The organism is Paenibacillus sp. CAU 1782 (genome assembly GCF_054551715.1).
This window is the reverse complement of the sequence record NZ_JBTOLL010000013.1, coordinates 12850-39099: the sequence shown is the minus strand read 5'-3', so window position 1 is coordinate 39099 and position 26250 is coordinate 12850. Positions and strand designations below refer to the sequence as shown.

The 26250-nt window shown below is 48.5% G+C and carries 26 protein-coding genes and 1 riboswitch; of the genes, 4 read left to right on the top strand and 22 right to left on the bottom strand.

Annotated elements, in window-relative coordinates; all coding sequences use genetic code 11:
- Window positions 1-61: 61 nt before the first annotated feature.
- The 19 genes from ACX93W_RS20535 to ACX93W_RS20445 all read right to left on the bottom strand — a co-directional run bounded on the left by ACX93W_RS20535 (window position 62) and on the right by ACX93W_RS20445 (window position 20267).
- Complete coding sequence (locus ACX93W_RS20535; RefSeq protein ID WP_459394235.1) at window positions 62-1735, bottom strand: carbohydrate-binding protein; 1674 nt, start codon at window positions 1733-1735, stop codon at window positions 62-64.
- A gap of 507 nt (window positions 1736-2242) precedes the next feature.
- Window positions 2243-3961 (bottom strand): type 2 periplasmic-binding domain-containing protein, encoded by a 1719-nt coding sequence (locus tag ACX93W_RS20530; protein ID WP_459394234.1) that lies wholly within the window; start codon window positions 3959-3961, stop codon window positions 2243-2245.
- Between the two features lie 82 nt (window positions 3962-4043).
- Complete coding sequence (locus ACX93W_RS20525) at window positions 4044-4913, bottom strand: carbohydrate ABC transporter permease (RefSeq protein ID WP_459394233.1); 870 nt, start codon at window positions 4911-4913, stop codon at window positions 4044-4046.
- Window positions 4914-4925: 12 nt separating this feature from the next.
- Complete coding sequence (locus ACX93W_RS20520; protein ID WP_459394232.1) at window positions 4926-5855, bottom strand: ABC transporter permease; 930 nt, start codon at window positions 5853-5855, stop codon at window positions 4926-4928.
- Between the two features lie 246 nt (window positions 5856-6101).
- Complete coding sequence (locus ACX93W_RS20515) at window positions 6102-6905, bottom strand: helix-turn-helix domain-containing protein (protein ID WP_459394231.1); 804 nt, start codon at window positions 6903-6905, stop codon at window positions 6102-6104.
- A gap of 233 nt (window positions 6906-7138) precedes the next feature.
- On the bottom strand, window positions 7139-7792 hold the full coding sequence (locus ACX93W_RS20510) for a response regulator (RefSeq protein WP_459394230.1): 654 nt from the start codon (window positions 7790-7792) through the stop codon (window positions 7139-7141).
- A gap of 1 nt (window position 7793) precedes the next feature.
- Window positions 7794-8618: a sensor histidine kinase gene (locus tag ACX93W_RS20505; RefSeq protein ID WP_459394229.1), complete on the bottom strand. Its 825-nt coding sequence runs from the start codon at window positions 8616-8618 to the stop codon at window positions 7794-7796.
- Between the two features lie 942 nt (window positions 8619-9560).
- The gene (locus ACX93W_RS20500) at window positions 9561-9713 is read right to left on the bottom strand and encodes a hypothetical protein (RefSeq protein WP_459394228.1); all 153 of its coding nucleotides are present in this window, start codon (window positions 9711-9713) and stop codon (window positions 9561-9563) included.
- 171 nt (window positions 9714-9884) lie between these two features.
- The gene (locus ACX93W_RS20495) at window positions 9885-10400 is read right to left on the bottom strand and encodes a redoxin domain-containing protein (RefSeq protein WP_459394227.1); all 516 of its coding nucleotides are present in this window, start codon (window positions 10398-10400) and stop codon (window positions 9885-9887) included.
- 275 nt (window positions 10401-10675) lie between these two features.
- Window positions 10676-11395 (bottom strand): ABC transporter ATP-binding protein, encoded by a 720-nt coding sequence (locus tag ACX93W_RS20490; RefSeq protein ID WP_459394226.1) that lies wholly within the window; start codon window positions 11393-11395, stop codon window positions 10676-10678.
- Window positions 11388-12209, bottom strand: coding sequence for an ABC transporter permease (locus ACX93W_RS20485; RefSeq protein WP_459394225.1), 822 nt, complete (start codon window positions 12207-12209; stop codon window positions 11388-11390). Before ACX93W_RS20485 ends, ACX93W_RS20490 begins: the two co-directional genes overlap by 8 nt.
- Entirely contained in the window at window positions 12206-12994 is a 789-nt protein-coding gene (locus tag ACX93W_RS20480; RefSeq protein WP_459394224.1) for a nitrous oxide reductase accessory protein NosL, read from the bottom strand. Before ACX93W_RS20480 ends, ACX93W_RS20485 begins: the two co-directional genes overlap by 4 nt.
- The gene (locus ACX93W_RS20475) at window positions 12991-14511 is read right to left on the bottom strand and encodes a right-handed parallel beta-helix repeat-containing protein (protein ID WP_459394223.1); all 1521 of its coding nucleotides are present in this window, start codon (window positions 14509-14511) and stop codon (window positions 12991-12993) included. The genes ACX93W_RS20480 and ACX93W_RS20475 overlap by 4 nt, the downstream gene beginning before the upstream one ends.
- Window positions 14508-14879: a hypothetical protein gene (locus ACX93W_RS20470; protein ID WP_459394222.1), complete on the bottom strand. Its 372-nt coding sequence runs from the start codon at window positions 14877-14879 to the stop codon at window positions 14508-14510. The genes ACX93W_RS20475 and ACX93W_RS20470 overlap by 4 nt, the downstream gene beginning before the upstream one ends.
- Before the next feature lie 222 nt (window positions 14880-15101).
- A complete protein-coding gene (locus ACX93W_RS20465; protein ID WP_459394221.1) occupies window positions 15102-15569 on the bottom strand; it encodes a hypothetical protein in 468 nt (155 codons plus the stop codon).
- 170 nt (window positions 15570-15739) lie between these two features.
- Window positions 15740-16258 (bottom strand): methyltransferase family protein, encoded by a 519-nt coding sequence (locus ACX93W_RS20460; protein ID WP_459394220.1) that lies wholly within the window; start codon window positions 16256-16258, stop codon window positions 15740-15742.
- A gap of 27 nt (window positions 16259-16285) precedes the next feature.
- Window positions 16286-16708, bottom strand: a complete 423-nt coding sequence (locus ACX93W_RS20455) for an Rrf2 family transcriptional regulator (RefSeq protein WP_459394219.1) — start codon at window positions 16706-16708, stop codon at window positions 16286-16288.
- An 81-nt stretch (window positions 16709-16789) separates the two neighbouring features.
- Complete coding sequence (locus ACX93W_RS20450; RefSeq protein ID WP_459394302.1) at window positions 16790-17692, bottom strand: NAD(P)/FAD-dependent oxidoreductase; 903 nt, start codon at window positions 17690-17692, stop codon at window positions 16790-16792.
- Window positions 17693-17894: 202 nt separating this feature from the next.
- Entirely contained in the window at window positions 17895-20267 is a 2373-nt protein-coding gene (locus tag ACX93W_RS20445; protein ID WP_459394218.1) for a glycoside hydrolase family 95 protein, read from the bottom strand.
- A 261-nt stretch (window positions 20268-20528) separates the two neighbouring features.
- On the opposite strand from ACX93W_RS20445, the gene ACX93W_RS20440 reads away from it, so the two are divergent.
- Window positions 20529-21500 carry a cation diffusion facilitator family transporter gene (locus tag ACX93W_RS20440; RefSeq protein ID WP_459394217.1) on the top strand — a complete coding sequence of 324 codons (972 nt, stop codon included), beginning with the start codon at window positions 20529-20531 and terminating at the stop codon, window positions 21498-21500.
- A gap of 10 nt (window positions 21501-21510) precedes the next feature.
- Here the strand turns inward: ACX93W_RS20440 and ACX93W_RS20435 are convergent, their stop codons facing one another.
- Complete coding sequence (locus tag ACX93W_RS20435; RefSeq protein WP_459394216.1) at window positions 21511-21834, bottom strand: winged helix-turn-helix transcriptional regulator; 324 nt, start codon at window positions 21832-21834, stop codon at window positions 21511-21513.
- A gap of 143 nt (window positions 21835-21977) precedes the next feature.
- Here ACX93W_RS20435 and ACX93W_RS20430 point away from each other — a divergent pair, with 143 nt between their 5' ends.
- A complete protein-coding gene (locus tag ACX93W_RS20430) occupies window positions 21978-22862 on the top strand; it encodes an SDR family oxidoreductase (RefSeq protein ID WP_459394215.1) in 885 nt (294 codons plus the stop codon).
- A gap of 225 nt (window positions 22863-23087) precedes the next feature.
- Here ACX93W_RS20430 and ACX93W_RS20425 read toward each other — a convergent pair whose 3' ends face one another.
- Together ACX93W_RS20425 and ACX93W_RS20420 are read right to left on the bottom strand one after the other, a co-directional pair.
- Window positions 23088-23402, bottom strand: a complete 315-nt coding sequence (locus ACX93W_RS20425; RefSeq protein WP_459394214.1) for a DMT family transporter — start codon at window positions 23400-23402, stop codon at window positions 23088-23090.
- Between the two features lie 18 nt (window positions 23403-23420).
- A complete protein-coding gene (locus tag ACX93W_RS20420; protein ID WP_459394213.1) occupies window positions 23421-23741 on the bottom strand; it encodes a DMT family transporter in 321 nt (106 codons plus the stop codon).
- 59 nt (window positions 23742-23800) lie between these two features.
- A riboswitch (guanidine-I (ykkC/yxkD leader) is annotated at window positions 23801-23899 on the bottom strand.
- A 294-nt stretch (window positions 23900-24193) separates the two neighbouring features.
- Here ACX93W_RS20420 and ACX93W_RS20415 point away from each other — a divergent pair.
- Window positions 24194-24619, top strand: a complete 426-nt coding sequence (locus ACX93W_RS20415) for a MarR family winged helix-turn-helix transcriptional regulator (RefSeq protein ID WP_459394212.1) — start codon at window positions 24194-24196, stop codon at window positions 24617-24619.
- A gap of 117 nt (window positions 24620-24736) precedes the next feature.
- Window positions 24737-26101, top strand: coding sequence for an MATE family efflux transporter (locus ACX93W_RS20410; protein WP_459394211.1), 1365 nt, complete (start codon window positions 24737-24739; stop codon window positions 26099-26101).
- Window positions 26102-26250 lie beyond the last annotated feature (149 nt).

Here is a 26250-nt window from a genome sequence, read left to right as displayed (position 1 = left end):
CTCCTTTCATCCGCAACATGGAACAGCCTCCTTTATTCTGTAACACCAGGGTGAGGGGAGCTTACGGCAAAGTCACATGGATGTTGTCGATATTGGGCCCTTCCGTCCCCGTTGTTACCACGCGCAGCGTATTGATTCCCGTATTCATCTGTACTTGAATCGTTTTTTCTCCCCAGGTCGACCAGCTTCCGGTGGCGGAAAAAGGAGTATTGCTGATCACCTTTACACCGTTAACGTAGATGTCCAGATTCCGTGTGCCGGTTGCCAGCGCGTAACGGAATTTGACGTTTTTGGTGCCTGTTGTTGCGCAATAGATGCTGTTCCACTGAATGGCTGCGTCCATTGACGCTTGGAAATCCACATAACCGCTGCCGTTGTATCCGCTATGCGTCGTCTCCACTGTGGCGCTGGTCAATGTTGTGCCGGTCTCCGCCTCATAAATGGTTCCATTGGTGCTGCCGCCTCCGCTTAAATTCGCAACAAATGTGGTTACGCTTCTTGCGGGAAGCTGGGCCGTAAAGGCGCCGTTTGAAATCGTGAGGTTAGGTCCCGCCGCCAGGTTGCGCGTTGCATCGGTAATCCATGAAGCCGTCGTGGAAGCATTTCCGTTTTGCAGAACAAAATTTTGGCTGACGGCCGAAGCGCTGCGATTTACGGCCACGATCACGACTTTGTTATCGCCCTTATAGGCCGAAGTGAACACATTGGTTTCCGGGTTTTTCGTCGCATCCACTCGCACATAGCCGGGACGCACAAACTTCGAATAATGGGCCATGGAGTATCCGCGTTTGCTGATTGTCCCGTCTTCCTTCATAGGTCCGTAGGATCTGCGGATGTACCACCACAGATAAGCCTGGAATTCGGCATCGACGAGATTGTGATGGATATGATAGGCAACATCCAGCGCTTCGGGCCAAAGGTCGGCGGAGCTGCTGCTGTTGGGATAATAAACCTCGGTCATCCATAGCTCCTTCCCTGCTCCTTTCTGCTTAAACAACGGATAAGGGAAGTTGTTGAATTGCGTTCCGTAGGTGTGGGCTCCCAAAATATCCATATTGGCCAGCGCCTGAGGATCGTTCAGAATGGGGTCGGACATATTTTTGAGGTAGGAAAAAGACTCTGGCGCCATTACCCTTGTGCCCTGAATGGAACCTGCGTTTTCCTTCATAAAACGAAGCATTTCCTGCGGCGTCCACCAGGTCCAGTCATGCGCGTAATCCGGCTCGTTTTGCACCGAAATAGCATACAGATCAACGCCATTGTTTTTCATATATGTCACAAAATCATTCAAATGCTGCGCATACGCAGCGTATTTATCATAACGAAGCCGCTTTGCATTGGTGTCCCCGTTGCGGTTGAACGTTTCGATCATATCGTTTGGAGGATTCCATGGAGAAGCAAATACGATTGCTCCAAGCTGAAGCGCCCGCTGGGCGGTCGCCACTTCTCTGTACCAGTTGTTGGGGTTGGGATCGACATAAATTCTCAAGATGGAGAAGCCAAGCTGATTTTGTCCGTTGCCAAAGGCCGTATCCCGCTGCGAAGCCGTTAAATCGCCAATCCAGGCTGGGTGGTTCATGCCACCGAAACCGCGAATAAGCTGCTTTTCCGACGACAGGTTGACGACGACATCGGTTGCTGCCGAGGTTTTGGCAGGCGCCGGCACAATAATGAGCGACAACGCAAGCATGGATGCCAATAGAACACTGATCGACCTTTTTAACCGTGAAATCATTTCTTCATCTCCTCCTAAAATGGGTTTATGATGACCTGCTTTACGGCTATCGCAAAGCCGCCCAACCACCGCCTCTCAAAACATTCAATAATTGTATGCGCTTTCAATATACTTCATATTGCGATCTATTGTTACCTGACAAACGATAGCTCTTTCTTAAAAAACATACCTTTTTTTGTATTCCCCGGCCTGCTCCACAAGGGACCATACGAGGGCCGCAATAGCCAGCGCCACCATCCAAGTCTTGCTTTTGATATCCATTGAATTAGCGCCATTTCTTTGCATGATTCATGCCAACGATTGGGCGAATGCACAAAAGACCAAAGGCAGCGCTACTCCTTCCTTCGGTCTTTTGTTGCTTGCTTCTCTGCTTACATCGGAATCTCCTGTCAGCAAATACGGTCCTCAACCAACCAATCATCAGCTTTCAGCGTTGTTGCTGCGACGCAACGCATCGGTTTGATCAATTGTATGAGCAGGCTTGATTCATCGTTTGCTTATACAACGCTATTTCAGCATTGTGTCATTTCCAAAAGCATTTTCCCATGCTTCTGTTCGCTCATCAATGATTGCTTGACCGCCTGAATTGAGGTAATCCTTCATGCCTGAATCATATACTTCGTCAAATTTGTCAACAGGTGCGACAACAGCCTTATTCAAGATGGTATCCCGTTTCTCTTTAAGCGCTTGACCTTGCCCATCCTCTGCCTTGATCTCCCCAACATTTACATTTTTGCCTACACGTCCAGCATTCGTTGTTATTTGATGTGCGATCTCGATATATTTTGAGTCGACACCAGCATAACCATTAGCAATTGACTTGACGTTCAAATCGGGATCGCCCAGGTCAATGCCATTGCTTGTAATTGTGTAGTCAATGTTTGCCGGAGAGTTCATTATTTTTTCGCCTGTTGTTGCAATTGTCTTCAAGGAACCGTCAGGCAGCTTTTCATGAGTAACGCCTTCTTCTCCAAACTGCAGAAATACGCGATTTTCAAGCTTGGAAATCCAGTTAATATAAAGCATAGAAGCAATTGGTTCTTTGTTTGTAGCCGGGAAAAAGATTTTACGATCAACAGGGCCTGATAAAAATTTCTTATAAATTCCAGCATCATTGGCAAAGGGCTCAATAGCAACATAAGCTGCATCCGGACCAACAAGTCGCTGAAGGCTTGCATGAATGCTATCATTGCCGTTGCGATACGGATAATCCCAGTTGTGCATAAATGCGCCTACATGACCCATTTTCATAAGATTATCCTCGGTTGTATCTCCAGCAGGATAAAGAGAAAAATCTTTCCAAACCAAACCTTCGTTATACCACTTATTCAACGTTTTTATGCCTTCCTTGTAATTCGGCAAAAGGAAATTGCGATCATCAAATCCATTTATATAGATGTCCTTGTCAGTTATATCATTGGGCACGAAGGATGTCGTCAAATGATCTGTACGCCAGCCAACATCAAAGCTCGTTGAAAAAGGAATAATCTTGTCGGCATCTGCTCCTAAAAGTGTCGAAGCATTGTCTTTAAATGCCATAAGCATGCTCTCAAACTCTTGCAGAGTTGTTGGCGCCTTGAGATTAAGCTTCTGTAACCAATCCTGGCGTACAAACGTATTGATGCGATTAAGGACATTCAAACGAGCTTCCAATGCCCATAGGGTTCCAGTGGCAGGGTCCCGATCCCAGTAGATGTTTGTTTCGGTCAAATAATCCCACATATCTGGAAAAAGATCTTTATTTTCTTCCACAATAGGAGCTAAGTCAAGAACACCGCCCATATTAGCGTAGGTTTGAATGGTTGGATAGGAATAGGTGATACTGATATCCGGTGCCTGATTCGCTGCCAAAAGATTGTTAATGACTTCGCCTTCTGTCCAACGTGGAACAGGAACAAAAGTAACTTCTACATTATGGTCGCGAAGCATTCCGTCTTTGATATATTGCGTATAAAAGTTATCCTCTGGCGTGGTCCCCCCGTCATTGCCACGGTCATAAATCTCTACTGTGATTTTACGGGTTTCCTTAAATTTCACATTGGTATCGAGACCCAACGCGTCTAGTCTTGCATCGTCTCCGCCTTCGCTCGCATCAGATGAAGGTGCTGAAGAGGTTGTTGGAGCAGGTGAAGCTGATGGAACTGGTTTGTCGCTGGTACATCCCGAAAGCGCTAAAGCAAGAGCGGCGCTAATCGTCAGAATCGACATCCCTTTACGAAATCCCATGTTTGTTCCCCCTTATTTTCATTCGCTTTTTTGAATCCATTTATAAAAATTGACATCGCCAATTTCTATCAGGCATGAGATATTAACCTTTTACCGCTCCGATTGTAACACCCGAGATAAAGTATCTCTGCAGCCATGGATATACGAGCAGAATCGGTACCGTTGCAAACATAACGGTTGCTGACTTAATCGTTTCAGACAGGCCCGGGCTTGAAAAGCCTTCCTGTGTAGCCACCTCAACGCTGCTAATGCTATTAAGTATGTTGTAAAGCAGCAATTGTATAGGGAAGTAGGTTCTGTCGGACATAAACATCAATGCATCCGAGAAGCCGTTCCATCGACCTACCGCATAGAAAAGAGCCAACGTTGCAAGCACAGGAGTAGACAGCGGCAGATAGACGCTGAGAAGCACCTTAAGCGGCCCTGCTCCATCGAGTTCGGCGGATTCTCTAAGACTGTCTGGAATCCCGAACAAGAAGCTGCGCATGATGATTACATAAAATACACTAATGCTGTTTGGCAAAATCAGCACCAACGGATGATTGAGCAAGTGCAGCTCCTTCAAAAGCAAATAGGTCGGGATTGTGCCTGCACTAAAGTACATCGTAAAGATAATAATGGCTATGATCAGCTTTTTACCTTTCAGGTTGTCATAGATAAGCGGATATGCGCACATAATCGTCATAAACATGGACCAAACTGTGCAGATGACAGTGAGTATCGCTGTCCATAACAACGACCAAGTATATTTGGAATCTCCAAGCACAGTCGCGTAAGCCTCGAAATTAAGTCCTTTTGGCAAAAGTAAAACTTCATTTCTCACCAAGGCATCGGCAGAGCTTAAGGATCGCGCCAATATATTCAACAGCGGCAGGAGACAAGCCAAAACACACAATACACAAAATAATGCGATAATCCAGTCTCCGACTTTAGTGCCTCTTGATTTAATCATGTTACCAGCCTCCTACCAGATGCCGCGTTCGCCAGATTTTTTTGCCAGAGCGTTTGCCGCAAACAAAAATATGACGCACACGACGGATTGAAATAGACCCACGGCAGTGGAAAGAGAAAATTGCAAGCCACGAATACCGTTGTTGTATACGAATATGGAAATAACATTGGAAACATCCGAGACGAGCTTATTGCTAAGCGCGTAAGGTCTGTCAAATTCACTGCCCAAAATGTGGCCCAGGCTTAAAATTAGCAATACAATGATCGTAGGACGAAGCCCTGGCAGCGTAATATGCCAGATCTTTCGCAAGCGACTTGCTCCATCCACCGCCGAAGCCTCATAAAGCTCCGGGTTAATTCCTGCAATGGCCGCCAAATAAATAATGGTATTCCAGCCGCAGCTTTGCCATATGCCCAAAACAATATAGGTGACCACCCAATACGCAGGTTCATTCAGAAACGGAATGGATGCAAAACCCATCTTGTTTAGCATGATGTTGACAAGCCCGGTAGTTGGTGCAAGAAGCTGGAGCGCCATCCCGGAAATGATAACCCACGATAAAAAGTGAGGCATATAAACAACCGTTTGGGTAAATCGCTTAAAACGTTTGAACGCGAGCTCATTTAAAATAATGGCCAGCATAACAGGCGCAGGAAAGCCAATCAGCAAATCAAGGAAATTAAGCATTACGGTGTTTCTAAGCGCATAAAGAAAGTCACGATTGGAAAAAGCCTTTATAAAATATTCAAACCCGTAATTTCCTGCCCAGTCCATCGCCCAGGGACTTTTTATAATGCTGTAATCTTTAAATGCAATCTGAATATAGCCCATCGGTATGTAACGGAAAATAATAAAAAAGGCCATCGGGAGAAGCAGCATCGCATACAGAATCCAGTAACGTTTCATATAGAGGAGCGATTTACTTTTATTTGCAATGATCATGTTTGCACCGCCTTGCCTATAAATTTCTTTTCGCTTCGCAATCATTTCAAATTAAAGCGCTTTCATAAACATGAAGATATAGGGTTTGAATTAAACATTTAATTCTGTTAAGCTGCTCACAAAACTTCTATAAAGAACAACTACAACGCTTCTGTTCTTTATATAACTTAGCATTGAAGATACTTTGGAACAATAGCATGAATAAAGTTAACGAGGGCTAATTAAAGACAATTTTTCTAATAAACACTATAAAAGATCAGGTTGATTTCTAAGACATTGTGATGGCGAATACCCTTTAACCATTTTAAATTGCTTTCGAAAATGCGACAGGTCCTTATACCCACAACGCTCTGCGGCTTCACTTACTTTGCATTCGCCATTTTGCAGCATGTTCTCCGCATGGTTAATTCTCGTGAGCGTCAAATATTGATTAAGCAGCATTCCCATTTCATTTTTGAACAGCGCGCCAAAGTATACCGTATTTAGTCCTGCCCGACTGGCCATTTCTTTTACAGTAATGTTGCTCGCGTAGTTTTCAGCTATATAGTTGATCGCCTTCTTTACCCGATAGTCTATGCTTGTGCGATCCTGTTTTAAAAGGATCAACTCAAGCAATCTGTGAATAATGACAAGCAGCAAACCTCTAGTTTTGATACGATATCCGGCTTCCTTGCGAACCCAGGCATTGGATAGCTCACGAAAAAGTCCAACAAGGTCGCTTTTAATGCCAATGTGCGACAATAAAGGAAGAGGCATATTCGCCTGCTCTCCATCCATGCTATGGAGTGTAAAGTTAGCTGAGTACAAGTTCATAAGATCATCGACGACGCAATGAGCCTTACGAATACTTCCACGCGGAATGCAAAGAAGATCACCACGCTTTACCTCGTAGGATATGCCATTAATGATGTAGATGCCTCTACCCTCTATGACATAGGTGAGGTCAATAAATGAAATTTCATTCTTGATAATTTCCCATGTCGGTGTACACTTCCTATATATTAAGTAACCGATATCAGGAACTAGGAAGTCGTTAATTTCTACTGACAAATTGATCCCCTCCCAAATAATTCCTTTGTTTTATACCCTATTACTATAGTTCAACCTTGTCAACAACAATGACGTCGTCATGATTGAATTGTCGATGAGCTTCCAATGATGAATTAGCGTGTGATGAATTCCAATGAACATGCGCAAAAAGACCAAAGGAAAGGAATAGCTCTTTCCCTCAGTCTTTTCTAGGCCGATCGTTTTTCAGTTAGAGCTCATCTATCCTCTATCCTTTAGTTAAACTGCCTCCCCATCCAGCCTTGCTCATACGCATAACGGGCCAGCTGCACCCGGTTTTCCAAATGGAGCTTCTGCAGGATGTTCTTCAAATGGTTTTTGACCGTATGTTCGGAAATATCAAGCTGGGACGAAATTTCCTTATTGCTCAGTCCTTTGGCGACCAGCCCCAATATTTCGCTTTCCCGCGCAGTCAGAGGATTTTCCTGAACGCGATCTCCCCCAATCGGCGACAGCTCCTTCAAAATGCGAAAAGCAAGCTCCCGCGTCATCGGCGCTTCATCCACGGCGATCGCTTTCAAATATTCATGCCATTCGTCCGGCTTCATGTTTTTTAGCAAATAACCCTGCGCGCCTTTTTTGAGCGCTTCGAACAGGTGGGCAATGTCGTCGGAGACGGTCACCATGACCACCTTGATGTAAGGCAGCTGCTGCTTGAGCAGCCTGGTAGCCTCCAATCCGCCTAAACCCGGCATGCGAATGTCCATCAAAACAAGATCGGGCATCCATTGCTGGCACAAGTGCAGCGCTTCTTCTCCGCTCCGCCCTTCCGCCACAACCTCAAAGGCGTCATCGCTCTCCAGAATTAATCGGATGCCTTCTCTGGCCATCTCGCTATCGTCGATAATGATTACCCGAAACGTCGACAAATCAGCTACCCCCCTTTGCGATCGTAACCCGCGTTTCCCCGTTTATCCTGTCAAAAGAAAGCTGCCACGACATTTGCCTGGCTCTGTCCTGCATCATTTTGATGCCGTATCGGTTTTTGGCAGTGGCTTGTTCAGGGTCAAATCCTTTGCCGTCGTCACTGATGCGGCAGATCCAGCCTTTCCCCGCCGTTTCGGCCAGCAGGCTGATTACGGAGGCGTCGGCATGTTTATAGCTGTTAAGCATGGCTTCGCGGATAATGGCCAGCAGCTCCACTTTTTCCCTTGAGGTAAGCAGAGCGTCGGGAATGGACCACTCGGTTTGAAAGGTTACTGGCGATTCCTGCTCCAGCTCCTGGATCAGGTTGTCCACACCTTGCAGCCAGGGATGTTTATCGGAATCAGCCGTATGGCGCAAACTCGCAATCGCTTGTCTAACGTAATCGTTGGCCCGAAGCACGCTTTCCTTCAGATTGGCTAGCGGCGCGGCTTCCCCTTGCCCCCGCTTCTCCATCTGCATAACCTGGGCGTTCAGAAAAAACAGCGATTGCGCAATGCCGTCGTGGAGCTCTCGGGCTATTTTTTCCCGTTCTCCCATAACGGCTTGCGCCGCTTTGGCCCGGTTTAATTCCTCCTGGTTGTGCTCAATCATTCGGAACAATTGCGTCAGCAGCAGAAGCGACACCAGCAAAACAATCACGGGAGTCAGCCAATTGCCAAGCTCCATGGAAATGTAGGGGAGCAGGAACTCGTGCCTGAAATACTCCCATAATCCGATGGCTAACGTCGGTATCGTTAGAATCAACCATTTGATCGCCTTGTACGACAATTGCAGCCTCTCCTCTCGCGCTCATGCTAAGACGTGTAAGCAAAATTTCCTCCATTCGGGGTTTGCTTACACGCTCTATGGATCTCACTCTATTTTACCGATAAGGCCGGTGGAACGCACCTATAACTACGTAATGTAATGGATACCACTGTTCCATTACAGTCGTCATGCTCACATCTGTCCATTGGAGCTGTAACAGTCACATGTGTCCCATTGGAGCTGTAACGGTCACATATGTCCCATTAGAGTCGTCAAGCTCACATCTTTCCATTAGAGTCGTCATGCTCACATCTGTCCCATTGGAGCTGTAACGGTCACATATGTCCATTAAAGCCGTCAAGCTCACATCTGTCCATTAGAGTCGTCATGCTCATATCTGTCCCATTGGAGCTGTAACGGTCACATATGTCCATTAGAGTCGTCAAGCTCACATCTGTCCCATTGGAGCTGTAACGGTCACATATGTCCATTAAAGCCGTCAAGCTCATATCTGTCCATTAGAGTCGTCATGCTCATATCTGTCCATTAGAGTCGTCATGCTCATATCTGTCCCATTGGAGCTGTAACGGTCACATATGTCCATTAAAGCCATTTTTACGCAAAATCCAATTTGTAACGGACGTTTTTGTCCATTAGCGCATGGAAAATGTCATTTTTCGCTTTATTTTCTTCTGTAATGGTCAGATATGACCATTAAAAGTGGTCTAGATAGCTAAAATGTGCTCTAACGGCCACATATGTCCATTAAAATTATGCGAGTCGGCGCGTTCACACTCCGGCTTGTCCCAATGCTTGTTTTTCTTTCTCAACTCTATCGTTTGGCATCATATTTTACTTCTTCATTCCAAATCAACATTCTCAATCATCTTTCTGCATAATCATTCGCTTATCATTCGGCTTCATCAATAGCATCATCATTCGCTCATCATTCGGCTGCACCATTCAGCTCCATCTTTCGCCATCATCATTCAGCCTCATCATTCGGCTCCATCTTTCGCCATCATCATTCAGCCTCATCATTCGGCTCCATCTTTCACCATCATCATTCAGCATCAACATTCGGCTCCATCTTTCACCACTATCATTCAGCCTCATCACTAGGCTCCATCTTTCGCCACCATCAGTCGGCTGCAACATTCGGCTTCATCATTCGCCATCCTCTTTCAGCCTCATCACTCGGCTCCGCCATTCGCCATCACCTTTCAACCTCATCCTTCGGCTCCATCATTCGGCTTGATCTATCGACTTCCAATTCGACTTCTCCGGCTATTCAGTATTCAATTGGTTCATTAAGGCCAGAATATCGGACATCTCCGTCAATTCTCCTTCATGCCTGGCGATCAATTCGCCATCGCGATCCACCAGCAGGGTCAAAGGCATGCCGACAATGCGGTATTGTCGTTTGACCTCCATTTCCTCGTCCAGCGCAACAGGGAACGCAAGCTCGTAACGGTCCACAAAGGCTTGAGCCGTCTCCCCTTTTTCCCCGACATTAACAGCCAAAACGTCAATACCGCTCAGCTTGTAAGCTTCATTAAGCAGAGGCAGCTCGTTAACGCAAGGATTGCACCACGAGGCCCAAAAATTAATCAGCACGCCCCGGCCCTTGTAATCTGCTAATTGTACCGGCTCTCCCTGCAGATTGCTTAACGTAAACGCCGGAGCGGCTTCCCCCACAACAGCCCGCGCCTCCGGTTTCTCCTTCAACGGAAGCAGCGTATAGATCACACCCGCCGCAAGAATCAGCAGCAGTGCGTATTGAACAACTCTTTTGGATTTCATTCTCCGCTTCAGCTCCTTAACGGACATAATGGAAAACGTCAGGTTAGGTCCGGCCAAGCCAGCTCAAGATAAGGCAAGCCAAGCCAGCTCAAGTTAAGGCAAGTCAAGTCGGCTCAAGTTAAAGCAAGCCAAGCCAGCTCAAGTTAGCCCAGCTTAGTCCGATCAAGACGAGGCTAGTTAAACTAAATCCTCTCTAATCCGGCCAAGCCGGCTCAAGATAAGGCAAGCCAAGCCGGCTCAAGTTAGGCCACTCCGGTCAAACCCGCCCGCCCAAGTCACTTCAAACCAAAAAGCTCGCCAAACGCCCTCTGCAAACCTGCACTTCCATATTGCCGATCCATCTCTTCCTTCTTGCCATCCAGCGCCAGGTTGCCATCACGCAGGAAAACGTATCGATCACCCAACGCTTCCGCAATTTGCAATTGATGAGTCGAAAAAACAACCGTTTGTCCGCTCCCCGCCGCTTGCAGCACCAGAGCGACAAAAGATTCCATCCAATAGGGGTCTAGGCCGTTCGTTGGTTCATCCATAATAAGCAGCGGGGGCTTCGCGAGCAGCGCTTGCGCAAATAGCACACGCTGGCGCATGCCTTTGGAGAAGGAGGCTACCGGCTTGCCGCCGGTGTCACTCAAGCCGACCAGTTCCAGCACCTCTTTGGCTCGCGGCTTGCCCAGGCCACGGAGTCTGGCCCAGAACAGCATTGTCTCCAGCGCCGTAAGTCCCGGACTGAACCGGTAATCATCCGGCATATATCCGATTTGGCGGGCATAAAACGCCCTGTCCTCTCCCCATGTAACGCCGTCTATCGCAATGCTGCCGCCGGATGGGCGAAGGATACCGCCAAGCATGCGCAGCAATGTGCTTTTACCTGCTCCGTTGCCTCCGCAGAGCGCAACGACTTCGCCGCGTCCGATTTCCATCGACAAGTCGGAAACTACGGTTTTTCCTTTAAATATTTTGTGCACCGCTTGGATCTCGACCAGACTGTCAGCCAACTCTTCTCCCCCTTTCCCATACCGCGTAAGCAATCAGCAAGGCAATGCCGATCCAGGCGACCATCATGCCAAAAAAGACTGGCGTTCCCCAAGGCGATTGAATCCACAGCATCCAATTGTAATATTCCGGCCCCAGCGTCGAGCCCCCTCCCAGCTTTACAACAGTAAACAATCGGGTAAGCTCCGCCGGATTCAGGAAAGTCAGGGCTGTGACTGCCGGCTTGATTACGGGATAAGGAAGCATGCCAAGCGTCGCGATCAAAATCGAAGGCCAGGCAATAATAGCAAAAAACCAGATGCCCACTGCAAGCGTAAGCGCCTGCCAGCGGTTCTTCGCGATGGTGCCCACCAGCATTGAAGCCCCGAGAAAAAATAGGGATATGCAAATACAAAAGACCAGCAGTTGGCCGTAGGTGGAAATATCAAATCCTCCGCCCAGCAGCCAGCCCGCGGCCCCGGACAAGCCGAAGCCAAAAGCTACAATGACAAGCAGCACGACGGAAAGGCCGATATATTTGCCGGCAAGAAAAGCCCATGTACTCAGCGGATAGGTGGAGAGCAGCTCCCAGTTCCCCTCTTCTTTTTCGCCGGTCAGAGAAAAAGCGCCCAGCATCAGCGCCATCAACGGAAGCAGATAAAGAGCCAGATTCAGCATCGTCCCGCTTATGCCGGAATAACCTTTGACATAGCTCTGGGCATTGATCAGCAGCAGGCTAAGCATGAATAGAGCAAAAAGGGCCATAAAGGAATAGGCCCATGGATTGCGAAAACCAATCTTTATTTCCCTAGCCGCGACATAGCCGGTTTCGTTCACGAGCTGTGGCCCCCAGCGGATTGCCCGCCATGGCCCGATGCCGCTTCGCCATGTGCTTCAGCGGATTGCCCGCCATGGCCCGATGCCGCTTCGCCATGAGCTTCGGCGGACTGCCCGCCATGGCCCGATGCCGCTTCGCCATGAGCTTCTCCACCTGACTGCTCGCCTTGGCCTGACGCCTCTTCGCCATGAGCTTCGGCGGACTGCTCGCCTTGGCCCGATGCCTCCTCACTGTGAGCCTCCCCTGCGGAATCCGCTCCGTGACCCGACGCTTCTCCGCCGTGTCCGCCATCGGAGGAATGATCATGTCCGTCCATTGGCATCATGTCGCGGTTGACCTCCCATGTGTGATTAGCCAAATCGTCGGCTGTCATCAACACGCCCGCTCCCTGTTCCTTGATAAAAGCCAACGCCTCGGCTTCTTTTTCAAAGGAAACAACTCCGTAAGCCATTGGCGTCTGGTAGGAAGCATCATACGCATAATAAGCCTTTTCATAACGCAGCCACTGTTGGCTGTTGTAATCGCGAACAAACGCCGCGCCGATTGTTTCCGTTCCATTTTCCGTCTTCCAGGTATTCAAGCAGCCAATATCGTCGAATTTGAGCGATTGCCCGTCTTTCGTCACGATCTGAGTTGCGAATTGATCATCCTTAACCGCCATTTTGCAAATAACGCAAACGTCGGTTTCTTCATTGATCGCCTGGGCCTTGTACTTTTCACCTCCGCACGCCGCCAGCAGCAGCATAACCGCCATGATCACAAACAATCCTGCTTTTCTTTTCATCGAACAACTCTCCTCATCCCGAAAAATAGTAGACTTGCACAACCCAGCAGAGCAAGTCCCGCCAGTCCGACAGCAGCATCTCCATCAGGCCGTTCATATGACTGCATATCCTCCAATGGAGGAGTCATCAACGGAGCCGTATCGCGGGCCCAGCCGCTGCGATTCCCCCCATACAACCCTTCCAAAAACACCATCCCAGGCGATTGAAAAAACAATTGAAATGGCGGGCGCTTCTGCGTCAGGCCTTGAAAAAAAGGATTAATGGCATACGAAATGTCGCTGCTTCCATCGCCATCAGTGTCGATGCCTTGAAAACCATCCCAGTAGTTGCCCGTAATGTCATTGTTTTGACTGCCGCGCGCCTGCGCATCCGCCACATTGCCGACAAACCGATTACCGGTTATTCCGTTATCGTCGGACTCCAGTAGCTGAATCCCGATAAAGTTATAGCTGACCCTGTTCCCCTCCACCGCATTCAGCGTTGATTGCTCGATATACAACCCTACGCGATTGCCATCCACCGTATTGTCCTTAACCGCCGTTTCATGGGCATCGTACAGCAAAATGCCTTGAGAATTCACGTTTTCGCTCTGTTTGGTAAAGGTATTCCCGATGACTGAAACCTGCCGGGCGGTCATCACCATCGCTCCGGTTACGTTTTGATCGCCTTCATTGTTTTCGATAACCGTTCTTTTGGTGTACATGCAATGGACGCCATAACGCGATAACCGGAACACATTGCCCGATACGAAGACGTCGTCGCTGCTTTCAATATAAATGCCATCATGCACATTGGTAATCTCATTGCCGGTTAACGTCCAGCGATGCGCATTAAACAGATCAATGCCGTTCCCTTTGTTGGACATCCGCACGCCTTCCGGGACCCACTCAATCACCGTGTCTGTTACCGTTCCGTCATGAGCATCCCTGATTGCGATTCCATCCGCCCCCGTCAAAATATGAATCCCCTTCAAAATAACCCGTTGTCCCGTAACAAGCACAGTTGCATTTTCCTTGACATCGCCGTCCTGTATGGACAACCCTTCAACTACAACGCCGTCTCCCTGAATGGTAAGGGCGGGCTGCAGGCTGTTGTTGCGAATGATGACCCCGCCTTTTTTCTCCGCGCGCAAGGAAAGCGGTTTGCTAATGACAATGGGGCCTTCATACGAGCCTGACTGTAAAATGATGCTTTCTCCGGGCTTAGCCGCGTCCAGCATCGCCTGAAGGTCCTCCTGCGTCGACTTTGCCCCGGGTTCGGATTTAGCTTGTGCATGGAGCTCCCTTAGCGGCTCCGCTTGATGCGCCGGCATCGCACCCGCCCAATGCTCGCCTGAGGATTTCGCCAGGAGCGTCACAACCTTATCCCCCCCTGGCTGCTCCATAGCCGCTTCAGCCCTGACATCGCCCGCAGCAGGTATCGTACCGCCAGCTTCAGCAGCCAAAAGGACAATGGCAATGACGGCCAAAAGTCCCCCTGCCCTGACTGTCAAACGCCTGGACTTGACCGGGATCATTTGACCTCCACCCATTTCTTCTTCGTGATATGAATATCATCGACATAAAGATGAATGTAGACAGTCAAAATGCCTTTTTCCGGAAAAGTGTACGTACCGCCAAACACGCCTTCGCCTTCATAGACGGCATCAACAAGCTCCAGCTCCTCGCCGATTCGGATATCGAAATTTACGGTGGCTTCCTCTGATACCTCCATGCCTTCAAATTCCACATGCAGCTTTGTCGGATTTCCTGCCGTTACATTTTCGGGAGTTGTCGTAAGTTTTGCTTCCACGGCATCCAGATCAACCGGCTGTTCCCCGGAACATGCCGATAAAACCATGGATAACGCTATCAAAATGGAAAAAGCGCCTATTTTCAGCTTCATTGCTTCATTCCCCCCTTTGCGCCAACTTTAATCAGGTTACATTTTAGCAATAGGAGGCAAAGCGTCCTATAACTCGAAAGGGCTATTAAAGGGCATAACATCGACAGCTTTGTGTCGGTATTCCACCATGCGAGCGTTTCTTCCGCTCGCTGTTGTTGTCAGATTGCCTCTAATCACTGGTTTAGTCTTATTTTTCACAGGTCTAAGCCTCGTTAACCCTGCCTATGGAATGTTCTCTTCTTTTTCGTAGGAATAGGTCCCGTTCGCCGAATCCGTCACGTCAACCTTTAGTATCCATGAGCCGCTTTCGTTGATGAAGCGTCCTGCAGATTCGTAGGTGTACTTGTCAAACCCTTCAAAACCATAAGGGTCCGGCCCGCCCTCCACAAAATGAAGCGGCACCTCTTTCTTCTCGCCGTTCCGTTGAAGAGCGACTGCGGCAGCTCCAGGCTCGCCCAAACCTGCAGGCAGCCAAATGTCCAGACGGAGCGTTTGCTTGTGGCCTTTCTCTTTCCGTATTCGCAACGACATGTGAGCATCCTTGCCCATGACATGCCAATAAACCGGCTCCTTCAACACGCCTCCTCCTGAAGCAAAGCGCGTGAGAGCCGGGCTTGTCAGAAACAGCGCAATCAGGCAGCCCGCTGCAATCAAAATGAATATAGCAACGCTTCCCCTCGATTTTGTCACGACTATCCCCCTTTTGCCCTTCACTCTTTATTCTCCCCTTATTTTTGCCTATTTGTTCCTTTTTTCATATAGCTCCTTGGAGCTATGGCTCATTCTAACAAAAAAAAGCGCAAACACCGGTTAGGGTTTGCGCCTTTTTGTGCGAGGCATTACGTTATGATGGAGACAAATTAAAAATAACGTCTTACTCTTTTCATATAATTTGTATACTCGCTCCCGAATTTGTTAATACACCATCTTTCTTCCGAAAGAATAATCCAGTGTGCCGATAGTTGAAAAAGGAGCAGCGCAATGAATAGAAGCATTGAATGCATTAAGACTGCACAGCCAACAAAATAGATGAAATATCCAATGTACATAGGATTGCGAGAAAGCTTGTATATGCTATTTGCATTTAACCCGCGTTGGTTAGGCTTTGCAAATGCAATAGCAGAAATGCTAAGAACAACAATACCCAGGATATAGATGAACAAGCCCATTAAAAACAGTGGCGAGGTTGTTTGTATCTTTTTAAAAAGCGGATACAAAAAAATAAAAGCGTTCGACAGCTGATAAAAAAGGTAAGCGTTTTTTTCTCCTCCTTCTAATGGAGCAAAAAAAGCGGCACGGCTTAAAGCTGTTTTGCCTATCATTCCTAATAAGCCAAACCTTATGAAGAGAAGCGGTATTATTAAAATAAACGCATTCACTGCTCTTTCCCCCCCGCTCATTAGCCTTTAACTGGCCCCTCCCGCTCCAGTTGTAAATGCATTCATCCGCTCCGCAAATGCCGCCATTTTCTGATTGCGCAAAAACTCCTCCATTTGCCGCTCGGCGGATGACATCACCTGATCGATCAAGCAATCGGGTCCATGATCGAGTCCGCAATCAAACAGGGACGAGGTTCCTTCGATGGCATGGATGATATCCAGAAACGAGATCTCCTCCCAATTCCGTTTCAAACGGTAACCTCCGCCAGCCCCGGAAGCAGATTCAATCATATTGGCTTTAACGAGCTTGGTCAATATTTTGGACAAATAGGTCGGGGACACGTCCTGCTTTTCCGCTAGCTGGTGTACGCTCATCGGCTGTTTGGGCGTTGCCGCTGTTAGAAACAACATAGTATGAAGGGCATAATTCGTCGCTTTGGAGTATTTCATTGGGCAGTCCTCCGTCCGAATTCAGTATCTCCCTATCATAACTGGTTACAGGATGAAAACACAACGTTAGATACCGACGCCTTAAGCCATTTCTTCCTCCATCAGCTCTCGATGCACACTCATCGCCGCACGCGCGCCGTCCGCAGCCGCGAATATAAGCTGGGACGGCATAACATAAGCCGCATCGCCGGCGGCGAACAATCCCGGCACGCCGCTTTTGCCCCATGAATCCGTCGCGATTCCTCCCAGCTCGTTACGCTCATAACGGAGCGTGGCGTGGAAATCGGCGCGCGGCTGCAGGACCGAAGCCACGAATCCGCCGGTCCGCGAAAGGCCCCCGCCATCGGCAAAAGCAACAGCTTCAAGCTTGCCCTCGCGATGAACAAACGAAGACACTGCTTGCTCCATAACGATGATATTTTTGGCGCGCAGCTGCTCCTTCTCCCTCTCGCTTAGACTATTGCTGCCATTCGTGCAAACCACCAAATCCTTGCTCCAATGGCTTATCATTTGGGCCATGTGAAAGGCGCCTGGCTGCTCGGAAAAGAGAACCAACGGCTGATCCCGCATTTCCCAGCCATCGCAAAACGGACAGTTGAACAGGCTTTTTCCGTAGCAGTCCCGCAAGCCTTCAACTTCGGGCAAAATTTCTCTTAGCCCCGTCGCAACCAGCACCTTGCGGGCATGTACCACATGGCCATCGGCTCCGGAAATAACAAAGCCGTTTTCAGTGAGGGAAATCTCTTTGGCTTCCCAAGCATAGTGGGTGACCGATGGATAACCTAACACCTCGTTATATGCGATCCGACGGAATTCGGCAGGCTTGACGCCATCGCGCGTCAAAAAGCTGTGCGACGCATGCGTCACGGCATTTCTTGGCCGATTATCGTCCATTAAAGCAACGCTTCTCCTTGCCCGTCCAAGTACCAACGCCGCTTGAAGCCCGGCTGGCCCCCCGCCAATAATCGCGCAATCACTTTGTATCATCACTATCGCCTTCCCTCCATCAAGTATATTGAAGACTATCAATATCCGCGATTGATCCAAAAAAACACATTCGTAGACTTAATATATCTATAATATCTCCATAACTGCCATAATGTCAACCTCATTCACCATTACGCCAAAAAAGCTCGGGCCGCCTCCCCAGCAGGAAAAGTCAGCCCAAGCCTTTTAAACATCCATTCTAAAAGGTGAAGTTGTAACGTTGACCACTCAGAAGCTTCACTCCAATACGCCCGTCCGAAACGCGGCTCCACTGAATCTGCTCATCATTGGACAAGATGCGCACAGGATCTTTGGAAAGGGCAAGCTGGCATTCCTGATCAATGCTGGACAAAATGGATAATCCGGCAATTCCGCCATTTTCCCATTGCAGGTCCACCACATAGCCGCCTCTGGCGCGCAAGCCATTTACATAACCGGTTGACCATCTTTCAGGCAAAGCCGGAAGAAGCTCCAAATAACCTTGATGCGATTGAAGCAGCATCTCCGCTATGCCGGCTGTCGCAGCAAAATTGCCGTCGATTTGAAACGGAGGATGAGCATCGAATAAGTTAGCGTAGACGCCGCCTTGGCCGCGGTTTCCGGTTCCGTCATTGCTAACCAGCGTGAGCAAGTTGGACAACAGATTTTCCGCCCGGTTGCCGTCGCCGAATCTGGCCCAAAGACTGATTTTCCAGCCCAGGCTCCAGCCCGTTCCATCATCCCCGCGGCGCTCCAGCGAAACCTGCGCGGCTTTGAACAGTTCCGCTTCGGTCTCCTCTGTGATCAGCTTCCCCGGATAAATGCCGATGAGATGAGAGACATGCCTATGATGAATATCCTCGTCGTCAAAGTCCTTATACCACTCCTGAAGTTGGCCGTGCTTGCCGATTTGGAACGGCAGGAGTCGGTGTCTCGCATCGGCCAGTTCCGTCGCAAAGTCCTCATCTATCCCAAGAATACCGGCAGCCTCAACGCAATTATCGAACAACTCGGCTATCAGCATCAGATCCATTGTTGCCGCAGCGCTAATAGCATAACAGTTGTCTCCGATTCTGAACTTATGCTCCGGGGATGTAGACGGTCCGGTAATAAGGAAGCCCTTGTCATCCTCGTACAGCCAATCCAGGCAAAACAGCGCCGCTTCCTTCATAATGGGATAAGCGCGTTCTCCGAGAAACGCCGCATCTCTGCCAAAAGCATAATGCTCCCATAAATGCTGGGTCAGCCAGACGCCTCCCAGCGGCCAATACGCCCAGATGGGATCGCCGTCGCCATAATCGCCAACCGGAGCGGTCTGCGCCCACAAGTCGGAGTTATGATGGGCTACCCACCCCCGTGCGCCGTAATTGACCTGCGCTGTTTCCTTGCCATTAGCGGCCAGCCGCTCGATAAAGGTCAGCAGCGGCTCATGCAGCTCTGCCATATTGCAGTTTTCCGCAGGCCAATAGTTCATTTGAGCGTTAATATTCAGCGTATAATTGCTGCTCCAAGGCGCGCGGGTTTCCTGATTCCATATGCCTTGCAGATTGGCGGGCATCGTTCCTTTGCGGGAGCTTGCGATCATCAAATAGCGTCCATAGTTGAACAAAAGGGCCACCAGCCCCGGATCGCTGCTTCCGAATTTCGCTATACGTTCATCCGTTGCCAGATCAGCCGGAGCCAGACTATCCCCGAGATAAATCGAAACCCGGGTATACAGCTCCCGGTAATCCTGTATGTGACCGGACTTGACCTCTTGGAACGTTTTAGCCGCAACAGCGGAAATGACAGAATCGGTCACGGCTTCCGGCAGCCTTTCCTTGCTGCTCGCCCCCTTCGCAGAATCAAAAGAGGTCGCCGCGCTGAAATACAATACCGCCGATGTTGCGCCGTATACATGCAGCCCTTCATGGTTGACCTTCCATTCGCCGCCCTCAGTGACTACCGCTAAACGCCCATGAAAAGCAAGCGCTTTACTCTGTTCGGGATCGCCGTATTGAATAGGATCGGCAGAATAATAATAACTTGGCCATACTTGCTCCGGCGCGGTGCCATGGATCGTCAAAGCCCCGTCTTCCGGACTTGTCTCATGGCGGAGCAGGCTGGTCAGCTTGGCGCGAAAACTCAGCAGGCCAGGCGCGGCAGATTCCAGTCGAACCGCAATCACGTTATCGGGATGCGATGCGAATATTTCCCTTTTATACTCATTTCCGCCTATCGTATAAGAAACTGATGCAACTCCATTCTCCAAATCCAACGTACGCTTATACTTGTGAAAATTGTTTCCGTGCTCCAGCGTCAGCTGCAAATCGGCAAACGGCAAGTATGACTGCGTATAAGGCCCCATTATTTCCTTGCCCAGGGCATCCGCTTGTGCGTAGTCGCCGCGGGCGATGCATTCTCTGATCTTTGGCAATACCGCTTTGGCGCCGACATTATTCCAGTCCTTCGGCGCTCCCGACCAGAACGTGTCCTCATTAAGCTGAATGCGCTCGGATTCCACGCCGCCAAATACCATAGCGCCCAAATTTCCATTGCCGACGGGAAGCGCCTCGGTCCAATATACAGCCGGCTTATTATAAATCATGCTCATTGTATTAAATCCTCCCGAATGAAATAGGTTTGATTTTCGCAATTCGCTACCATCTGCTCCTTAAGGAGTGTGAAGACACAACCTAGTTTATCCTATCAAAAAAGAGAAATATATGGCGTATCTTGATATTTTTCGGACCATTTTTAAGATATCAGGCAAATGAAGGATTGACATGGAGTATTCGTTGTCACTATAATAAAAATAACATATGAGCAACTATTCATGTATTAACAAAAACAAGACCTTAAGGAGCGGATCACAATGTCTGGACATCACGACCACAGCCATGATCATGGACACAGCCATGGACATACCGGCAACAAAAAAATACTGTTGATTTCCTTCATCATCATTACAGCGTATATGATCGTTGAAGCAATAGGCGGCGTAATCACAAACAGCCTGGCCTTATTGTCCGACGCGGGGCATATGCTTTCGGATTCCATTGCGCTTGGCATCGCGCTGCTTGCGTTCCGTTTCGGCGAAAAAGCAGCCAACAGCGGCAAAACCTACGGCTACAGACGCTTCGAAATTTTGGCCGCCGTATTAAACGGCATTACGCTGGTCGGCATTTCGCTCTACATCTTTTACGAAGCGATTGAACGTTTTGCGAATCCGCCCGAGGTGGCGACCACAGGCATGCTGATTATCAGCACAATCGGGCTGCTGATCAACATTCTGGTCGCATGGATTATGATGCGCGGCAGCGATACCAAAACAAACTTGAACATGCGCGGCGCATACCTTCATGTTATTAGCGACATGCTGGGATCGGTCGGCGCTATTGCCGCAGCGCTCCTGATGATGTTTTTTGGATGGGGCTGGGCCGATCCTCTCGCTAGCGTGATCGTAGCGGCACTGGTATTGCGGAGCGGTTTTTTTGTAACCAAATCGTCGCTGCATGTATTGATGGAGGGTACGCCAAGCCATCTGGATTTGAACGAAATCGTGCGCAGCATTCAAGTCACTCAAGGCGTATTAGGCGTACACGATGTGCATCTCTGGTCCATTACCAGCAACCAGAATGCTTTGACTGCCCATATCGTCGTAGATGGCGGCAGCAGCGTTTACGAGACTGAGCTTCTTTTGAAAGGAATAGAACATGCGCTGGAGCATAAAGGCATCACCCATGTCACCCTGCAGGCAGAGTCTGAAAAACACGGACATGACGACTCCGTCCTGTGCACCGCAAAGGCGGCTGCTCCGGACGCTCATGGCCATCACCATCACTGAGCCGGCTCGGCTACATATGTTCAAGTCCCCAATTTTGCAATTGGATCAAAATGGGAGCCAGGCTTTTTCCCTTGTCACTAAATGAATATTCGACGCGAGGGGGAACTTCGGCAAAAACAACCCGATTCACCAGCCCATCCTCCTCCAGCTCGCGCAATTGTCTTGTCAGAGTTCGATGCGTCACGGGAGATAACCGTTTTTGCAATTCATTAAACCGAATCATGTCTCTATTCAATAATTGGTATAGAATTAATATTTTCCACTTTCCACCAATTGCATTAACTGCAAATTCAACCGGACATGTGCTGCAATTCTCCAAAGGTTTGGTATCCATTATTCGCCTCCAAAAGTATCACGAGTGATACCTGATATCTCCAATGTGCGTACTTACATAAAGTTCGTAGGTTGTTTATTATGACTATAACATTTCGTTCGATACTGAACAAATGAACTTTACTGTAAGGAACCGTGAGATAGATGGAAACGATTTTGGTTTATGGAGCCTCGGGCGTGCAAGGCGGAGCAGTGTCCAGATTGCTGCTTTCCAAAGGTGTAAAAGTGCGGACCATTACGCGCCAGGAGAACAGTGCAGCAGCATTGAAGGAGCAAGGCATCGATGCATATATCGGCGACTTGTCCCAGCTTGAAACTCTGAAGGCTGCTCATGACGGCGTTGATAAAATCTTTTTGAACCTGCCGATACAATACGATACGGCATTGCTGCAGCAGTATATTGCCAATGCCGTGGAGGCCGCAAAACAAGGGAATGCCAAATTGATCGTTGTTAACTCCAATGGCTTTTTGCCAGACGAACCAACAGATGCCGAATCTCTGGAGGTAAAACGCGAAGCCATACAAGTTGTCAAAGCAAGCGGCATTCCAACCATCCTGGTAAAACCAACGCTTTACATGGAAAACTTTTTGATCCCGGGACTAATCAATAATGGCGCATTGTTTTATCCCGTTCCCGCGGATAAGCCCATTTCTTGGATTAGCTCGGATGACGCGGCGTTATACCATGTGTATGCATTAAGCCATCCTGAGCTGGCAGGGCAAACGATAGTGGCTCCCGGACCGGAAGCATTGACCGGCGCACAGCTGGCGGAGCGTTTTACGGCCGCGCTTGGCCAACCGATTGGCTTCCACTCCCTCAACTACGATGACTTCGAAGCCTCTTTAGCTCCTGTATTGGGAGAAAAGCATGCCGCCGGAGTTGCCGGCTTCTACCGTTGGATCGGCGCCAATATCGATTCTCTGAACGAGCATCAAGGGAAGGACTCTGCCGTCATCCCTGATCTTCAACTAACCGGCTTGAAGGACTGGTTGCAGCTGCCGCACATCAGAACAATTCTAACCCTATAAGGAGCCAGCTGGCCTATTTTGCATATCAGCTCAGCCTTATCTGGCTCATTGAGCTCGGCTTATCGACCTTATCCGGCCTATTAAGCTTGGCTTATCGGAAAAACCGGACTTAGCTGGCTTATTGAGCTTATCACCTTATTCTGCTTAGCCGGCTTATTGAGCTTACCAGCTTATCCGGGTTATTCGGCTTATTGATCATATTAGGCTAACCCAGTTTCCTTCCGGTTAGCCCACCAGCTTCAAGCCGACGGCAGCACCCAGCACCATGGCGATAAACAGGATGCGCAATGCGTTTCGCGGCTCTCCATAAAAGATGATGCCGAGAATTGCTCCGCCCGATGCGCCAATCCCCGTCCAGACGGCATAAGCCGTTCCCATGGGCAATGTTTTCATCGCAAGGGACAAGAACAGGAAGCTAAGGCCAAAACCGGCTACCAATTGAATAAAAGAAATGAGATTCCGATTTTTATGCAGCTTGTTAATCATCATAACGCCTACCATTTCGAATAAACCAGCCAATACGAGATAGACCCAATCCATGGCTTACGCCGCCTCCTTTTACTTTTCCTTGCTCAGCAATTTAAGACCAACAACGCCTAACAGAAGCACTCCGATCAGCGTGATTTTTCCGGCTTGCACCGGAGCGTCGAACAACAGAATATCGGCCAAGACTGTGCCCGCCGTCCCCAACCCGACAAACACGGCGTACACCGTTCCAACCGGAAGTTGACTCGCAGCGGCAATCATCAAGGTGAAGCTCACCAAAATGGCAATAATCGTTAACAGCCATTCCCAGAATCCATCCGCATGTTTTAAGCCGATTACCCAGCCTACCTCAAACAGAGATGCAATAATAACAGACAACCACGTTTTGTTCATTTTTTCATTCTCCTTTTTGAAAAAAATAAAGCCCGGGAAACAAACTGCATGTGCAGTTCGTCTCCCGGGCTTTTATCCCTCCGTGGCACAGCTCGCAAGCTGTGTGTTATCTCTCGGACCAGCCGGCTGCAAGCCGCGGAACCCTAGATAACTAACTATCTTATTCCTACACATTATACACATTGGGGCCGATTTTTCAATAGTCGGAACCACGCCCCCTTCATTTTTTCACGAGGAAGCTATGGGGTTATCTCTACTTGATCGTGAACTTGCTGATTTCCAGCAAAAGCTGATTGGCATGCGCAGACAATTCATTGGCGGAAACTCCTTTCATCCAAACTGCCTACTTTTAACTTTCGGTATCCTCTTGACATTTCATTAGATTAAGCGTACATTTTAATTGTTAACAGTTAGAGTTCTAACTATTTGAATTGAAATGGAGGAGTTTACTTTTGCTTAGACAAGATACGCCGTATACCAATTTGTTTCAATCCATCGGACTGAAGGTCAAGCGCAAAGCAGACGAAAGTATTAACGAGCTGGGATTAAATGCGCAGCAAGGAAGGATGATCAGCTACATTAACGAGCATCAGGATGAAGGTCTGATTCAGAAAAACGTCGCAAATTATTTTAATCGACGGGATGCTACGATCACCAGCATGCTGAAGGGATTGGAGAAAAACGGCTACATTCAACGAAAAATCCAAAGCGACAATGAACGCCAAAAAAATCTCTATGTTTTGCCCAAAGGCCAAGAATTAATCCAGGATTTTGAACGTGTTTTCGCACAGGTGGAACAGGAAATCGTCAGCGCCTTAACGCCCGAAGAGCAGCAAACCTTGTTGAAGCTTCTGACTAAAGTCAATCAAAATCTGTAATCCTTCATGCTCACAATAGCTTCGGCTATTGCCGGACAAATAGTTAGAATTCTAATTGTTAAATATCAAATAAATAACGTTCATCAAAAGTAACCACATAAACGGAGGTACATTCCCATGGAAAATACATCATCCAATCTCTATTATTTGAAAGACGCGCCTATCCGCAAAGCGATTTCCCATCTATCGCTGCCCATGATGCTCGGCATGTCCGTCGGGACGATTTACAGTATTATGAATGCCTTTTTTATCGGGCTTGTTCATGATACGGCTATGTTGACCGCGATTACGCTTGGTTTGCCCATATTTACGCTGCTTATGGCGGTTGGCAATGTGCTTGGAGTCGGCGGCGGCACGTTTATTACGAGACGAATTGCGCAAGGCGACCATGAACATGCAAAACGTATTGCAGGCTACTCCTTCTATAGCGCAATTATCGCTGCTGTATTAATCGCAATCCTGGCGCTTATTTTTGCACAACCGCTGGTTCATCTGTTAGGGGCAGACGCTTCGACTTCCCATTATACGACTATCTATTTGCTTACCTTATTGACGGGCGGCATTACGATTATTTGGAACTTCACATTGGAGCAGCTGGTGCGTGCCGAAGGCGCATCCAAAGAATCGATGTACGGCATGTTTATAAGCATTATCGTAAGCCTGCTGTTGGATGTTTTGTTTATTCTCATCCTGGATTGGCATGTATTCGGAGCCGCATTGTCCATGGTGCTCGCCAACTTGGCTTCTACCCTTTATTATGTTTATTTTCTGGAGCGCAAAAGCGAATCCATGACCGGCTTCCTTACCCGCTTCCGGCTCAATGTAAAGGATCAGCTTGAAATTTACAAAATCGGGGTATCCGAATTGCTGCAAGCCTCCTTTCTAATTGTATCTACCCTGCTGCTGAACAACTACTCCATGGGATACGGGGAACATGTTGTGGCCGCTTTTGGCATCGCCTTACGCGTCGTTCAGGTTCCCGAATTTCTCGCCATGGGCATTTATCTGGGACTCATCCCTTTGATTGCGTACAATATCTCCTATGGTAATTTCCTGCGTCTAAAAGCGGTATACCGCCACGCGGCATGGCTCATAGTCGGAATTACGGGTATTTTCACAGCGGCGGTTTACTTGTTTCAAAATCCGATCTTGGGGTTGTTTTCAAAAGATCCGGCGGTGCTGGCAATGGGGGGCTCCATCTTGCTGGCCATGCTGATTTCCGCTATCTTTAACGGTTTTGCGGGGTTGTTCTCAGGCATCTTCAAAGCGGCGGGAGAAGTTATTCCCACCAATGTAATGGCGGTTTGCCAAGGGATACTTTTTATCCCGGTTATTTGGATGATGCATAGCGAGCTGGGGCTGACCGGCATCATTTGGTCATCTACGATTACAGAGATCATTGCTTGTATGGCGGGAGCCGTATTTTTTGTACTGCATTATCGCAGGCTAAAGCCGGCGCCTGCCGCCACCTCCCTGCGTTAACGCCTGCAGAAAAGAAAAGGCGAGTTCTGCGCTGCCACGCAAACCGCCAGAGTCATTTTGAATATTCGTTGCCTTTTACAAAAAATGATTTCTGATGAGATGGGTCGCTGCCGAGATAAGTCGCTGTCAAGCGGCTTTTTCCATTGAAG